Here is a 13,082-nt window from a genome sequence, read left to right on the forward strand (position 1 = left end):
CGCTCTGACGGAGCGTCAGCCGACCGGGCGGACGGGGTGCTTGCTCAGGATCGACACCCGGTTGAACGCGTTGATGGCGATCGCCACCCAGATCACCGCCGAGATCTGCCGGTCGTCGAACACCTGCCTGGCCTGCGCGTACGCCGCTTCCTGGAGGGCCGCGTCGGACGGGTGGGTGGTCGCCTCGGCCAGCGCGAGGGCGGCGCGCTCGCGGGCGTCGAACACGGCGGCATCCCGCCAGGCGGCCAGCACGCCGAGCCGCTGCGTGCCCTCGCCCTCCTTGAGCGCGGCCCTGGTGTGCACGTCCAGGCAGTAGGCGCAGCCGTTGAGCTGCGAGACCCGCAGGTTGACCAGTTCGACCAGCCTCCGGTCGAGCCCGGCGTCGGCGGCCGCCTGCCGGACGGCCTCGGCGGTGCCCAGCATGGCGCGGAACGCCTGCGGGGTCTGCTTGTCGACGTAGACCCGCCCCGTCGGGGCCGCCGTCTCGGTCACCTCGGACACCTGGACTCTCCTCCGCTGCGCACTGGTGTTTGTCGGACGCTGCGTTCCATGATAGTTGAAGATGAAACGATCTACTGGACGCGTGCGCCGGTCCGCGGCGGCACGGGAGGGAGCACCCCGTTGAACACCCCGCTGAGCACCACCGAGAACGGCCCGGCCGAGGTCCTGCCCCCGCGCGACGTCCCGCTCGGCGGCCCGCGCGCCATGACCGTCCGGCGCACCCTCCCGCAGCGCGGGCGCACCCTGATCGGCGCCTGGTGCTTCGTCGACCACTACGGCCCCGACGACGTCGCCGGCACCGGCGGCATGGACGTCGCCCCGCACCCGCACATCGGCCTGCAGACCGTCAGCTGGCTGTTCAGCGGCGAGATCGAGCACCGCGACAGCCTCGGCGTGCACGCCTTCGTCCGCCCCGGCGAGCTCAACCTGATGACGGCCGGCCGGGGCATCGCGCACTCCGAGACCTCCACCGCCGCCACCACCGTCCTGCACGGCGTCCAGCTCTGGGTCGCCCTCCCCGACGCCCACCGGCACACCGCCCGCGACTTCCACCACCACGTCCCCGCCCCCGTCCCGCTGCCCGGCGGCGGCGAGGCCCGGGTCTTCCTCGGCACCCTGGCCGGCGACACCTCCCCCGTCCCCACCTTCACCCCCCTGCTCGGCGCCGAACTCACCCTCCCCGCCGGGGCCACCACCACCCTGGACGTCGACCCCGCCTTCGAACACGGCCTCCTCGTCGACCGGGGCGACGTCCTCTTCGCCGGCACCCCGCTGCACCCCGCCGACCTCGGCCACCTCCCGCCCGGCCGCACCGCCCTCACCCTCACCAACACCTCCGCCGCCCCGGCCCGCCTGGTCCTGCTCGGCGGGCCGCCCTTCGGCGAGGAGATCGTCATGTGGTGGAACTTCATCGGCCGCACCGGCGAGGAGATCGTGCAAGCACGGCTGGCTTGGGAGCAGGGGGACCGGTTCGGCGAAGTACAGGGCTACCCGGGCGAGCGGCTGCCCGCGCCGGAGCTGCCGAACGTCGCCCTCAAGGCGCGCGGGAACCGCGGCTGAGCTGCGGAAACCCATGGTCGGGGCGGTCGCGTTCACCAGAGCGGGACGGCCGCTCCACGATCGCCTCCGACAGGGGCTCCCGCACTGACGAACGTCGCCGGCAAGGGCTTCAAGGGCAGTCTCGGCCGGCCTGCCGCTTCCCGTCCACAGGCGTGTTCTGCAGGGTTCGGGTGGATGAATGCCGACCTTTTGCTGACTTTACTGACCACCCGTCGTCTTCCTACGGAGCAGGATCACTCCAGGTGGCAGACGTACGGGAAGACCGGCTCGACGGGCGTACGGGCGATCGAGCCTGCGGCGAAGACACCCGGACTTCGCCCTGGATCGACCTGGTGGCGGCCCGTGCGCACGCCGGCAGGGGTGCGGTGTACCGCGGGTGGGCGGCAGGCATCCTCACCCTGGCCTCCGCCACCTCCTTCGTCCTCATCGGCAGCGGCCGCCCGAACCGGGCCGCCCAGCAGGTCGGCGCGGACCGGGAGGGCCCGGACCCGGGGAGGAACGGGCACGGACGTCCTACGGGCGGTGCGGGTCCACCGGGTGTCCCAGTACTTCGGACATCGCCCGGGTCGAGCTCAGCAGTTCCGCCGAGAGGCGGGCCGTGTCGTGCTCCGTGAGGCCGCGCGCGGGCATCACCAGGGTGACGACGAGGGGGAAGGACTCGCCCGCGGTGAACACGGGGGCGGCCAGGGAGGTGACGCCGGGGATGACGCCCCCGACGGTGGTGGCCACTCCCGTGCGCAGCACCTCCTCCCTGATCCGGTCGACGCGGTCCCGGACGGCCTCGTCCAGTGCTTCCGCCTCCAGCTGGCCGCGCAGCACCGAGCCGGTCAGCTGCTCGGGCAGGTGCGCGAGGAACACCCCGCCCATCGCCGAGTTCAGCAGCGGCATGGTGGCACCGACCCGGACCGTGATCGGCAGCGCGTGGGCGCCGTACTCCCAGCGCACGACCACGGGGCCGTGGTCGCCCCACACCGCCAGGTTGACGGCGTGCGAGGTACGGTCCCGCAGCCCCGGCAGGTGTTCGCTGACCAGCGCCACCTCGTCCATCCTGCGCAGCGACTCGACGCCCAGGCGCCGCATGGCCGGCCCCAGGTCGTAGTGGCCGGAGCTGGGCGACTGGGCGACGAGGCCGACCCGGGTGAGGCTGACCAGGTAGCGGTGGGCCTTGCTGGGCTGCATGCCGGCGGCCGCGGCCGTCTGGGTCAGGCTCATCGGGCCCCGGCCCTCCTCCAGGGCCCGCAGGACGGTCATCGCCAGTTCGACGGACTGGATGCCCTGTCGCGCCGGGGATTCGTCGCCGGCGCCGGAGTCGGGGGGAGGCTGAGTACTCACAGCGGGATCATAGTGAACGGCCCGTCAGCGTCCCCCGTGCGGCGGCGGGTACCGGACGTCAGCTCGTCGCCCCGGGCCCGTCCGCACCGCCCCCCGCCGCGACCAGGAGTTCGCCGGCGAGGCCGTCCACGGTGTCGGGGACGGCCGCGGTGCCGAAGACGTAGAAGTCGGGGCGGACCGCCACCGCCGCGCAGTCCAGTTCGGCGAACCAGCGGCGGTAGGTGCCGTGCACGTCGTGGACGACGGCCGCCTTCGGGTGCGCGGCGGCCCGCTCGCCGGGGGCGACGACCCGCACGCCCGCCCGGGCCAACTCGTCGAGCCGGCCGGAGCGTTCCAGGGCCTCCAGGGCTCCGGCATCGACCAGCAGGTGGAAGCCGCCGCCCACGACCTGGTCCAGGCGGTCGCGGCGGGTGCCGTCGTCCACCAGGCCCTGGACCGACAACTGCCCCCGGCCGGCGGTTCGTTCGCGGGAGAACAGGCCGTCGACCAGACCCGGCAGGCGCACGGCCTCGGGCGCCGCCGACCGCGCCCGGCGTTCCAGCAGCACCCGGTCGCGTTCCGCGGCGCGCTCCGGGTCCCGCAGGGTCTGGAGGCGGCCGAGTTCGATGCCCCGCTCGGTCACCGCGCGCACGTGCGGTTCGCGTTCCGCCTGGTAGGTGTCGAGGAGGTCCTCCGGTGCGGTCCCGCGCAGGACGAGGTCCAGCTTGAAGGCGAGGTTCTGCGCGTCGCGGAAGCCCGAGCACATGCCCTGGCCGAGGAAGGGGGGCATCTGGTGCGCCGCGTCACCGGCGAGCAGGACGCGCCCGCGTCGCCAGTCGTCCGCGATGAGGGAGCGGAAGGTGTACGTGGCGACCCGGATGAGGTCGGCGTCGTCGGGGGTGAGGTGGCGCGCCACCCGCTTCCAGACGCGCTGCGGGTCGCGTTCGGTCTCGAAGTCGTCCGCCGAGTCGAGCATGAAGCTGAACCGGTGGTGCGCGGGGCCCAGCGAGATGACCGAGGTCGGGCCCAGCGGGTCGCCGAGCTGCAGCGCGGGCGGCACCGGGGTCGGCCTGCGGAAGCGGAAGTCGCACACCATCCACGGCTCGGAGAAGCCGTAGTCGAAGAGCCCCACGCCGAGGGCCGACCGCACGAAGCTGTTGCCCCCGTCGCAGCCCACCACGTAGCGGGCGGTGACCGTCCGGCGCCCCTCGGCGCCGTCGACGGTGAGCACGACGCCCTCGGCGGTCTGCTCCAGTGCGACGACGGCACTGGAGTGCCGCACCTCCACGTGGGGCATCGACCGGCACGCGGCGTCCAGCGCCTCCTCGAGGTCCGGCTGGTACATCATGTTCCACTCCGGCCAGCCGCTGCGGCCGGCCTCGGCGAAGTGCTGCTCCAGCAGCAGGTCGCCCCGGCCGTTGCGCCACTCGTAGGTGGGCTGCACCCGCACCTTGGGCAGCAGGTCCCGCGCGATGCCGAGGCCCGCGAGGGTCCGCATCGTCTCGTCGTCGAAGCTGGCCGCCCGCGGCAGGTTGTACAGGCCCGCGTACCGCTCCAGGACCACGACCCGGTGGCCCGCCCTCCCCAGCAGGGCCGCGGTCACCATGCCCACCGGCCCGTACCCCACCACGACCACGTCCGCCGTGCTCCCGTCCGGGAACCGACCACCGGTAGCGCCGTTCGCACCCGTCATCGGGCACCTCCAAGTTCTCGAACCTTCCAGAGGGTTGACACGGACGGAACGTACGTTTCACCATCGATGAAGTCAATGCATATAAGTGAAATACGAGGAACCATGATGCGCACCATCGGCCTTGAGGAGCACTTCGTCACGCCGGAACTGGCGGACTACGGGGCCTCGTCGGCCTCGATCATCCAGCCGGAGAAGTGGCGGGAGGCGTCCCGGCGGCTGCTCGACATCACCGGGAAGCGCCTGGCCGAGATGGACGCGGCGGGGCTCGACGTGCAGGTGCTGTCCCTCAACTCCCCCGGCATCCAGGCCGAGGTGGACAACGCGACCGCGGTCGCCCGGGCGGCGGCGGTGAACGACCTGCTCGCCGGTGTCGTGGCGGACCACCCCGACCGGTTCGCCGGATTCGCCGCCCTGCCGCTGCAGGACCCGCAGGCGGCCGCGCGGGAACTGGAGCGCTCGGTGTCCGAGCTGGGCCTGCGCGGCGCCCTGGTGAACGCCCACACCCGGGGCCGGTACCTCGACCACCCCGAGCTGCGCGTGGTGTGGGAGCGCGCCGAGGCCCTCGGCGTGCCGCTCTACCTGCACCCCGCCAACGGCGTCGGCACCCCCCACGTCATCCAGGGCCACCCCGAGCTCGTGGGGCCGATGTGGAGCTGGGGGTCGGAGACCGCGACCCACTTCCTGCGCCTGGTGTTCGGCGGCGTCTTCGACGACTTCCCGGAGGCCAAGGTGCTGCTGGGGCACATGGGCGAGGGACTGCCCTACGTGCTGTGGCGGCTGGACTCGCGCTGGGCGTACCACAACCACCACGGGATCGAGCTCGCCCGCGGCAACCCCTCGGAGTACCTGCGGCACAACCTGTACGTCACGACCAGCGGCGTCTGCTCGACCCCGCCGCTGCTGTGCGCGCTGCTCGCCCTGGGCTCCGACCACGTCCTCTTCGGCACCGACCACCCCTTCGAGGAGATGGCGGAGGCCACCGCCTTCCTGGAGTCGGCCCCGATCGACGAGGAGGATCGGGCCAAGATCGCGCACCTGAACGCGGAGCGCCTGCTCGGCCTCTGACCCGCCCCCGCTCCCCCACCACCCACCAGCAAGGAGCCACCGGCATGACCATGGAGAACACCGCACGGCACTGGATCGACGGCGAGTGGGTCGACTCCGCCCGGACGTCCGAGAGCATCGACCCGGCCACCGGCGAGACGATCGGCCGGTACGCGGACAGCGGCGCCGAGGAGGGGCGGCGCGCCGTCGACGCGGCGGCCCGCGCCTTCACCGAGGGCACCTGGCGCCTGGACCCGATGCTGCGGGCCACCGCCCTGAGCCACCTCGCCGACGCGTACGACAAGCGCATGCCCGAGGTGGTCGACACCCTGTGCCGGGAGAACGGCAAGCTCCGGCACGAGGCCGGCTTCGAGGCGCACTTCATCCTCCGCGCCCTGCGCTTCGCGGCGGGCCTGGCCGTCCAGCCGCACGGCCGGGTCACCGACACCCACCCCGGCCGACAGGCCATGACGATCCGGCAGCCCGTGGGCGTCGCCGGGATCGTGGTGCCGTGGAACTCCCCCGCCTACCTCTGCATCCGCGCCCTGGCCCCGGCCCTGGCGGCCGGCTGCACCGCGGTGGTGAAGATGCCGGGGCAGGCGGCCCGGACGGCGGCGCTGATGAGCGAGATCCTCGCCTCCGTCCCCGAACTGCCCCGGGGCGCGGTGAACGTGGTCGTCGAATCCGGTTCCGACGTCGCGCGCCTGCTGGTGGAGTCCCCCCGGGTGCCGGTGATCAGCTTCACCGGCAGCACCGCCACCGGGCGGCTCGTCGCGCAGGCGGCCGCGGCCCGCTTCAAGCGGGTGGGCCTGGAGCTGGGCGGCAAGACGCCCCACCTGGTCTTCGCCGACGCCGACCTGGACGCCGCGCTCGCCACCGCCGTGCAGTCGTGCACCGTGTTCGCCGGGCAGTTCTGCATGACGGGCAGCCGGGTCCTGCTCCAGCGGGAGATCGCCGACGAGTTCACCGCCGCCCTGGCCCGGCGGCTGGAGGCCGTGCGCCCCGGCCCGGCGGCCGACCCGGACAGCCAGATCGGCCCCCTGATCGACAAGGCGTCGGTGGCCCGGGTCGACGCCGCCGTGGAGGCGGCGATCGCGGCCGGCGCCGTGCCGGTCGTCCGCGGCGGCCCGAGCACGCGCCCCGAGCTCGCGGGCGGCGCCTTCTACCACCCCACCCTCCTCACGGTGCCCGACTCCTCGCTGGCGATCGTCCAGGAGGAGACCTTCGGCCCGGTGCAGACGGTCCAGGTCTTCGACACGGAGGCGGAAGCCGTCGCGCTCGCCAACGACACCGAGTACGGCCTCAGCGCCTGCGTCTGGAGCCGCGACGCCGACCGGCCGCTGCGCGTGGCGCGGCAGCTCGACGCGGGGCTGGTCTCCGTCAACAGCTGGGCGAACCTGACCGTCGAGTTCGAGGAGGGCGGCTTCAAGTCCAGCGGCGTCGGCCGGCTGGGCGGCACGGCCTCCGTCGAGGACTTCCTGGAGTACAAGCAGATCACCCAGGACTACGCACCGCACAGTGGCTGACGGACCGGCCCACGGAGCGTCCTGCGCTCCGCGGGCCGTCCGATCCCTTGCTGTTATCACATATAGCGCCTAGGGTCGCAGGGCCCGGGCGGCGCCCCGGAAACCATCCCCTGGCAAGGAGGCCACAGATGGCCAGACAGCGCGACCTTCTGACCCTCGAGGTCGACGGACACCGGATCGCGGCGTTCACCGCCGGTCCCGCCGTCCCCACCGGAAAACCGCTGATCGCCGCCCTCCACGGCGGCACGTACACGGCGCGGTACTTCGACGTCGCGGGCACCCCCGGCGGGTCCTTCGTCGACCTCGCCGCCGCGCACGGCCACCAGGTGGTGGCCTTCGACCGCCCCGGCTACGGCGACAGCACTCCTCTCGCGCCGGACGCCAACACCTTCGCCCGGCACGCGGAACTGCTCGGCGCCGCCGTGGCGCAGGCGGCCGCCCGACTGGGTGCCGACAGCGTGTTCCTGGTGGGCCACTCGATCGGCGGCATGATCGCCCTGATGATCGCCGCGTCCGCCGACGACCTGCCCCTGATCGGCGTCTCGGCGACCGGCATGGGGGCCGTCATCCCGAGCGGCGGCGCCGCCGAGGCCCTCGGCTCCCTCCCTGCGGACCTGACCGTGGACCTGCCCTACGAGGAGCGGGACAAGGTGATGTTCGGGCCCGCCCACACCTACGGGGAGGAAGGGCTGCGGCAGGCGCACGAGTCCTACGCGCCGGTGCCGGTAATGGAGTTGGTGCAGGCGCCGCGGTGGCCGAAGGAACACCTGCCCGCCCTCGCGCCCCGGGTCCGCGTCCCCGTGCACAACGCGCTCGCCGAGTTCGACGCCCTGTGGAGCAGCGGGCCGGAGAACGTGGCCGGGTTCGCCGCGATGTTCACGGCGGCCCCGTTCGTCGAGGCGGGCGTCGCCCGCGGCACCGGCCACTGCATCGACCACCACACGCTCGGCCGCGCCCTGCACCTGCGGCAGCTCGCGTTCGCCGAGGAGTGCGCCCACTGGGCCGCCACCCGGCCGGCCTCCGAGGGCGGGGCCTGATGACCTCCGCCGACCACCGGGCCCTGCCGCGGCACGTGCAGGTGCTCGTCGCGGGCGGCGGACCGGTCGGCCTGGCGGCGGCGGTGGAACTCGGCCGCCGCGGCGTCGACCTCCTGGTCGTCGAACCGCGGGCCGCCGTCTCCCGGGCCCGTCCCCGCTGCAAGACGCTCAACGTGCGCACGATGGAGCACCTGCGCCGCTGGGGCCTGGCCGACCGGCTCCGGAAGCGCGCGCCGCTGGCCGCGTCCTGGGCCCGGGACGTCGTCTTCTGCACCTCGCTGTCCGGCCGGGAGCTCTCCCGCTTCACGGACGTGCTCGGGCTCGTACCGGAGGGCGGGCGCTTCCCCGAGACCGGCCAGCAGGCGCCGCAGTACCTCCTGGAGGAGGTGCTCCGCGAGGAGGTGGCGGAACTCGCCCCGGGGCGGCTGGTCCTGGGCGCGAAGGTCGTCGGCGTGGACCAGGACGACGACCTGGTGTCCGTGACGGTCGAGGATGGCTCCGGGCGGCGGTGCGTCGTCACGGCCGACTACGTGATCGGCTGCGACGGCCCCCGCAGCACCGTGCGGGAGGCGATCGGCTCCCGCTACCTGGGCGGGGAGGCCCTGCGCCCGAACTTCGGCATGGTCTTCGAGAGCCCCGGCCTGTGGGAGCACGTGCGGCACGGGCCGGCCGTGCAGTACTGGGTCGTCAACCCGACCGCCCCCGCGCTGGTCGGGCCGCTGGACCGGACGGACACCTGGTGGGCGATCGCCTTCGGCGTGGACCGGGCGACCGGGGAGCGCGAGGCGCGGCGGGTCGTCGACGCGGTGGCGGGCCGGCCGGTGCACGCCGAGGTCCTCTCCACCGACCCGTGGACCGCCCGGATGCAGATCGTCGACCGGATGCGCCGCGGCCGGGTGTTCCTCGCCGGCGACGCCGCGCACCTCAACCCGCCCTTCGGCGGCCACGGGCTGAACACCGGCATCGGGGACGCGGTCGACCTGGGCTGGAAACTCGCGGCCGTGCTGGCCGGCTGGGGCGGGGCGGCCCTCCTCGACAGCTACGAGGAGGAGCGCCGTCCCGTCCAGGAACGCGTCATCGAGGAGGCGACCGCCAACATGCGGGTGCTCTCCACCGAACTGCTCGCCGACAACCTCGACGCCGACGACGAGGCCGGCGCGGCAGCCCGGCTGGCAGCGGGGGCACGGATCCAGGAGACCAAGAAGGCGGAGTTCCACTCGCTCGACCTGGTCCTCGGACTCCGCATCGCCTCCTCCCCGGTCCTGCCCCCGCAGCAGGACCGGGGGCAGGACGCCGGGTGGACGGGCGCCCGGCTGCCGCACGCCTTCCTCGCGGACGGCCGCTCCCTGTACGACCTGCTCGGGGACGGTCTGACGCTGCTCGTCCGCGGACCCGGCGAACCGGGGGCGGCCGTCGCGGAGGCCGCCCGCCTGCGCGGCGTGCCGCTCACCGTGGTGCGCCTGCCGGACCCCGCGCCCGGCGGCCACGCCGGACCGCCGGAGGCCCGCCTCGTCCTGGTCCGCCCGGACCAGGTGGTCGGCTGGTCCGGGGACCGGGCCCCCGAGGACGTGCTCGCCCTCGTCGACACCCTGAGCGGCCGCGCGCGCCCGAGCGGGGCGCCCGCGCCGACGGACACCCATCTCCCGGAAAGGGAACAGCACCCATGAGCACCTCCCACTGGACCAGACGCCAGGCCCTGAACACCGCGGCGGGCGCGGCCGCGCTCGCCGGCGCCTCCGTCCTGGCGAGCCCCGGCACCGCCCAGGCGCACGGCGGCGGAGCCGACCCGCACGGCCGGTTGAAGATCATCGCGATCGAGGAGGCCGTCATGCTGCCGGGCCTCGTCACCCAGGGCACGGCACTGGGCGGGGCGATCCCGTTCAAGCCCGAGGTCACCGCGGAGTGGTTCAAGCGGCTCCCGGACGTCACCGAGTACCGGCTCGCCGACATGGACGCGAACGGCGTCACCATGCAGGTCCTCTCCCTCACCCCGCCCGGGGTGCAGATGCAGCCCGACGCGGCCGTCGCCGTCCGGGACGCGCAGGTCGCCAACGACGCGCTCGCCCGCATCGTCGACGCCCACCCGACCCGGTTCGGCGGCCTGGCCGCGCTGCCCCTGCAGGACCCGCAGGCGGCCGTGCGGGAGGCCCGGCGCGCGGTGCACGACCTCAAGATGGCCGGCTTCCTGGTCAACGGCCACACCAACGGCCACTACCTGGACGAACCGCAGTTCCGACCGGTGTGGGCCGCCCTGGAGGAACTGGGCGCCGCCCTCTACCTCCACCCCACTCCGGCGCCGGCCGGCGACTGGGGCCTGCTGAAGGACCGCCCGGAACTCGTGGGCCCCTTCTACAGCTGGGCCGCCGAGACCGGCGGGCACGCCCTGCGGGTCGTTCTCGGCGGCGTCTTCGACGACTTCCCGGGAGCCAGGCTCATCGTGGGGCACATGGGCGAGTTCCTGCCCTTCCACACCTCCCGCCTCGACGTCCAGGTCCGCAACATCAACACCCGCGTCCCGCTGAAGCGGAAGCCCTCCGAGTACTTCGGAAGGAACATCGCCGTCACCACCTCGGGGGTCATGGACGACACCATGCTCCGGGCCGCCATCGAGGTGGTGGGCATCGACAACGTGCTCTTCGCCATCGACTACCCCTTCGAGAAGAGCGAGCAGGCCGTCGGCTTCCTGCGCCACGCACCCCTGACCCGCGACCAGCGGGAGAAGATCGCCCACCGCAACGCCGAACGGCTGCTGAAACTGTGACCGCCGCGGACCCGGGAAGGGGTGCCCCCGCGCGCGCGGGCCCCTCCCGGCACATAGCTATAGTTGATATCGACTATCGGCGGCCGAGGCGAGGGAAGCACCGTGGCGACACCCCGGGGGACCGTCCAGCCCATCACGTCACGGTCCGTGGTGGAGCAGGCCACCGAGGAGTTGCGGCGGGCGATCCTGGCCGGCAGCCTCGCCCCCGGCGCCGAGTACTCGCTGCGCGAGCTGGCCGGCATGCTCGACATCAGCTTCATCCCCGTCCGCGAGGCGCTGCGCAGCCTGGAGAGCGAGGGCCTGGTCATCATGCGGCCGGGGCGCAGCCTGGTCATCGCCCCGCTCGACCTCGACGACCTGCGCGGCATCTACCGCCTCCGGCGCGCCCTGGAGCCGGAGATCGCCCGGCGCTCGTGCGTGCTCCTGACGGACCGGGAGCTGGAGCTGCTGGAGTCCCGGGCTTCCGAGTTCGGGGCGCGGGAGCACGGCATGGCGGACATCTACGACGACCACCACGCCTTCCACCTCGCCCTGCTGGCCCCGGCCGCGACCACCTGGGACATCCGGGTCCTGACCACCCTGTGGCGCGCGGGGGAACGCTACATCCGCATCGGCTTCGGCCGGTTGGACCCCGATCCCGCCGAGCACGAACGACGGGGCAAGGCCCACGCGGACCTCCTGGCGGCCTTCCGCACCCGCGACCCCGACACGGTCGCCGCGGCCGTCGAACAGCACCTCGCCCGCAACGAGAAGATCGCCTTCTCGGCCCTGTCCTGACCCCGTCCCGCTCCCGGCGGGACGGACGGGCCGTCTCCCACGGCGTTGCGCGAACAGCTCCGAAGCACAGCCAGAGCGCTGCTGTTATCACATATACCGGCGCGCTCGAGGAACGAACACCGCACTTTCCGCACCCACCCGGCAGAAAGGCACCACGATGTGTATCAGCCACACCAACCGGCGCGGCTTCCTCAGGACGGCCGCGGCGAGCGGGATCGCCGTCGCGGGCGTGCAGGCGCTGGCGTCGGCCGCCCCCGCGCACGCGCAGGGCCGCACCGTCGACTCCGGTGACCGGATCGCGCTGACCAACGCCCGGGTCTTCGACGGCAGCCGGCTGACCGCGCCGCGCACCGTGGTGATCGACCACGGGCGCATCGGCGTCAGCGCCCTCGGTGCCCGGCAGATCGACTGCGGCGGGGCCGTCCTGCTGCCCGGACTGATCGACGCGCACCTCCACCTCCAGGACCTCGGCACCCTCCACCAGCTGGCGGCCTCGGGCGTGACGACCGGCCTGGACATGGCCTGCTTCCCGCCCGCCCTCGTCGCCTCGCTGCGCAACCAGCCGGGTCTGACCGACATCCGCAGCGCGGGCACCCCGGGGGTCGCACCGGGCAGCCCGCAGAGCGGGATACCGGGCTTCCCGGCGAACGCGGTGCTGACCGGACCGGACCAGGCGGCCGGGTTCGTCCGGGCCCGGATCGCCGAGGGGTCCGACTACATCAAGGTCATCGTGGACGAACCGGGGCTGAGCCCGGAGACCGTCAGGGCCGTGACGGTGGCGGCGCACCTCTCCGGCCGGCTCGTCATGGCCCACGCCACGACCGCGGCCACGGCCGAACGGGCCCTGGACGCCGGCGTCGACATCATCCAGCACGTCCCCCTCGACGTCCCGCTGTCCGCCGCCGCGGCGGCGCGGTGCGCCGTCACCGGGACCACCACCACCCCCACGCTGACGATGATGGAGGGCTTCGCCGGCCTGGGGATCCCCGGCCTGGACTACGCGGCCGCCGAGGGCAGCGTCGCGGCCCTGCACCGGGCCGGTGCCCGCATCCTGGCGGGCACGGACGCCAACCACACCCCGGGCATCCCGGTGCAGCCGGCGTTCGGCACCAGCCTGCACCACGAACTGGAGCTGCTGGTGCGGGCGGGCCTCACCAACGCCGAGGCCCTGCGGGCCGCGACCGTGCTGCCCGCCCAGTCCTTCGGCCTGCGGGACCGGGGCAGCATCCTGCCGGGGTACCGGGCCGACCTCGTGCTGGTCGACGGCGACCCGCTCGCCGACATCACCGCGACCCGCGCGATCCGGCGCATCTGGATCGGCGGCGCGGAGTACCTGCCCGCCGGCTGACCGGCCGGCGGTGCGGGGCCGGCGC

General features: G+C 73.9%; 11 protein-coding genes. 8 read left to right on the top strand and 3 right to left on the bottom strand.

Annotated features, from left to right (window positions below; all coding sequences use genetic code 11):
• Window positions 1–15: 15 nt before the first annotated feature.
• Window positions 16–501, bottom strand: coding sequence for a carboxymuconolactone decarboxylase family protein (locus tag ACFUEL_RS22325; protein ID WP_380238285.1), 486 nt, complete (start codon window positions 499–501; stop codon window positions 16–18).
• Window positions 502–621: 120 nt separating this feature from the next.
• Between ACFUEL_RS22325 and ACFUEL_RS22330 the strand changes: the two genes are divergently transcribed.
• Entirely contained in the window at window positions 622–1,560 is a 939-nt protein-coding gene (locus ACFUEL_RS22330) for a pirin family protein (RefSeq protein ID WP_380238287.1), read from the top strand.
• A 513-nt stretch (window positions 1,561–2,073) separates the two neighbouring features.
• Here ACFUEL_RS22330 and ACFUEL_RS22335 read toward each other — a convergent pair.
• Together ACFUEL_RS22335 and ACFUEL_RS22340 are read right to left on the bottom strand one after the other, a co-directional pair.
• Window positions 2,074–2,892, bottom strand: coding sequence for an IclR family transcriptional regulator (locus ACFUEL_RS22335; RefSeq protein ID WP_380238289.1), 819 nt, complete (start codon window positions 2,890–2,892; stop codon window positions 2,074–2,076).
• A 58-nt stretch (window positions 2,893–2,950) separates the two neighbouring features.
• Window positions 2,951–4,564, bottom strand: a complete 1,614-nt coding sequence (locus ACFUEL_RS22340) for a bifunctional 3-(3-hydroxy-phenyl)propionate/3-hydroxycinnamic acid hydroxylase (RefSeq protein WP_380238291.1) — start codon at window positions 4,562–4,564, stop codon at window positions 2,951–2,953.
• A 102-nt stretch (window positions 4,565–4,666) separates the two neighbouring features.
• Between ACFUEL_RS22340 and ACFUEL_RS22345 the strand changes: the two genes are divergently transcribed.
• The 7 genes from ACFUEL_RS22345 to ACFUEL_RS22375 all read left to right on the top strand — a co-directional run bounded on the left by ACFUEL_RS22345 (window position 4,667) and on the right by ACFUEL_RS22375 (window position 13,057).
• A complete protein-coding gene (locus ACFUEL_RS22345; protein ID WP_380238293.1) occupies window positions 4,667–5,629 on the top strand; it encodes an amidohydrolase family protein in 963 nt (320 codons plus the stop codon).
• A 44-nt stretch (window positions 5,630–5,673) separates the two neighbouring features.
• The gene (locus ACFUEL_RS22350) at window positions 5,674–7,134 is read left to right on the top strand and encodes an aldehyde dehydrogenase family protein (protein WP_380238295.1); all 1,461 of its coding nucleotides are present in this window, start codon (window positions 5,674–5,676) and stop codon (window positions 7,132–7,134) included.
• 128 nt (window positions 7,135–7,262) lie between these two features.
• Window positions 7,263–8,171, top strand: coding sequence for an alpha/beta fold hydrolase (locus ACFUEL_RS22355; RefSeq protein WP_380238297.1), 909 nt, complete (start codon window positions 7,263–7,265; stop codon window positions 8,169–8,171).
• Window positions 8,171–9,838: an FAD-dependent monooxygenase gene (locus ACFUEL_RS22360; RefSeq protein ID WP_380238299.1), complete on the top strand. Its 1,668-nt coding sequence runs from the start codon at window positions 8,171–8,173 to the stop codon at window positions 9,836–9,838. The genes ACFUEL_RS22355 and ACFUEL_RS22360 overlap by 1 nt, the downstream gene beginning before the upstream one ends.
• On the top strand, window positions 9,835–10,932 hold the full coding sequence (locus ACFUEL_RS22365; RefSeq protein ID WP_380238301.1) for an amidohydrolase family protein: 1,098 nt from the start codon (window positions 9,835–9,837) through the stop codon (window positions 10,930–10,932). The genes ACFUEL_RS22360 and ACFUEL_RS22365 overlap by 4 nt, the downstream gene beginning before the upstream one ends.
• A 147-nt stretch (window positions 10,933–11,079) precedes the next feature.
• Window positions 11,080–11,709 carry a GntR family transcriptional regulator gene (locus ACFUEL_RS22370; protein WP_380238303.1) on the top strand — a complete coding sequence of 210 codons (630 nt, stop codon included), beginning with the start codon at window positions 11,080–11,082 and terminating at the stop codon, window positions 11,707–11,709.
• Window positions 11,710–11,866: 157 nt separating this feature from the next.
• Window positions 11,867–13,057, top strand: coding sequence for an amidohydrolase family protein (locus tag ACFUEL_RS22375; RefSeq protein ID WP_380238305.1), 1,191 nt, complete (start codon window positions 11,867–11,869; stop codon window positions 13,055–13,057).
• Window positions 13,058–13,082: the final 25 nt, after the last annotated feature.

The sequence above is a fragment of the Kitasatospora sp. NPDC057198 genome (assembly GCF_042670125.1).
Taxonomy (GTDB): domain Bacteria; phylum Actinomycetota; class Actinomycetes; order Streptomycetales; family Streptomycetaceae; genus Kitasatospora.

Coding starts and splice junctions, on each gene's coding strand:
- ACFUEL_RS22365 (WP_380238301.1), top strand. CDS start 9,835: ATGAGCACCTCCCACTGGACCAGACGCCAGGCCCTGAACACCGCGGCG.
- ACFUEL_RS22375 (WP_380238305.1), top strand. CDS start 11,867: ATGTGTATCAGCCACACCAACCGGCGCGGCTTCCTCAGGACGGCCGCG.
- ACFUEL_RS22340 (WP_380238291.1), bottom strand. CDS start 4,564: ATGACGGGTGCGAACGGCGCTACCGGTGGTCGGTTCCCGGACGGGAGC.
- ACFUEL_RS22345 (WP_380238293.1), top strand. CDS start 4,667: ATGATGCGCACCATCGGCCTTGAGGAGCACTTCGTCACGCCGGAACTG.
- ACFUEL_RS22360 (WP_380238299.1), top strand. CDS start 8,171: ATGACCTCCGCCGACCACCGGGCCCTGCCGCGGCACGTGCAGGTGCTC.
- ACFUEL_RS22355 (WP_380238297.1), top strand. CDS start 7,263: ATGGCCAGACAGCGCGACCTTCTGACCCTCGAGGTCGACGGACACCGG.
- ACFUEL_RS22350 (WP_380238295.1), top strand. CDS start 5,674: ATGACCATGGAGAACACCGCACGGCACTGGATCGACGGCGAGTGGGTC.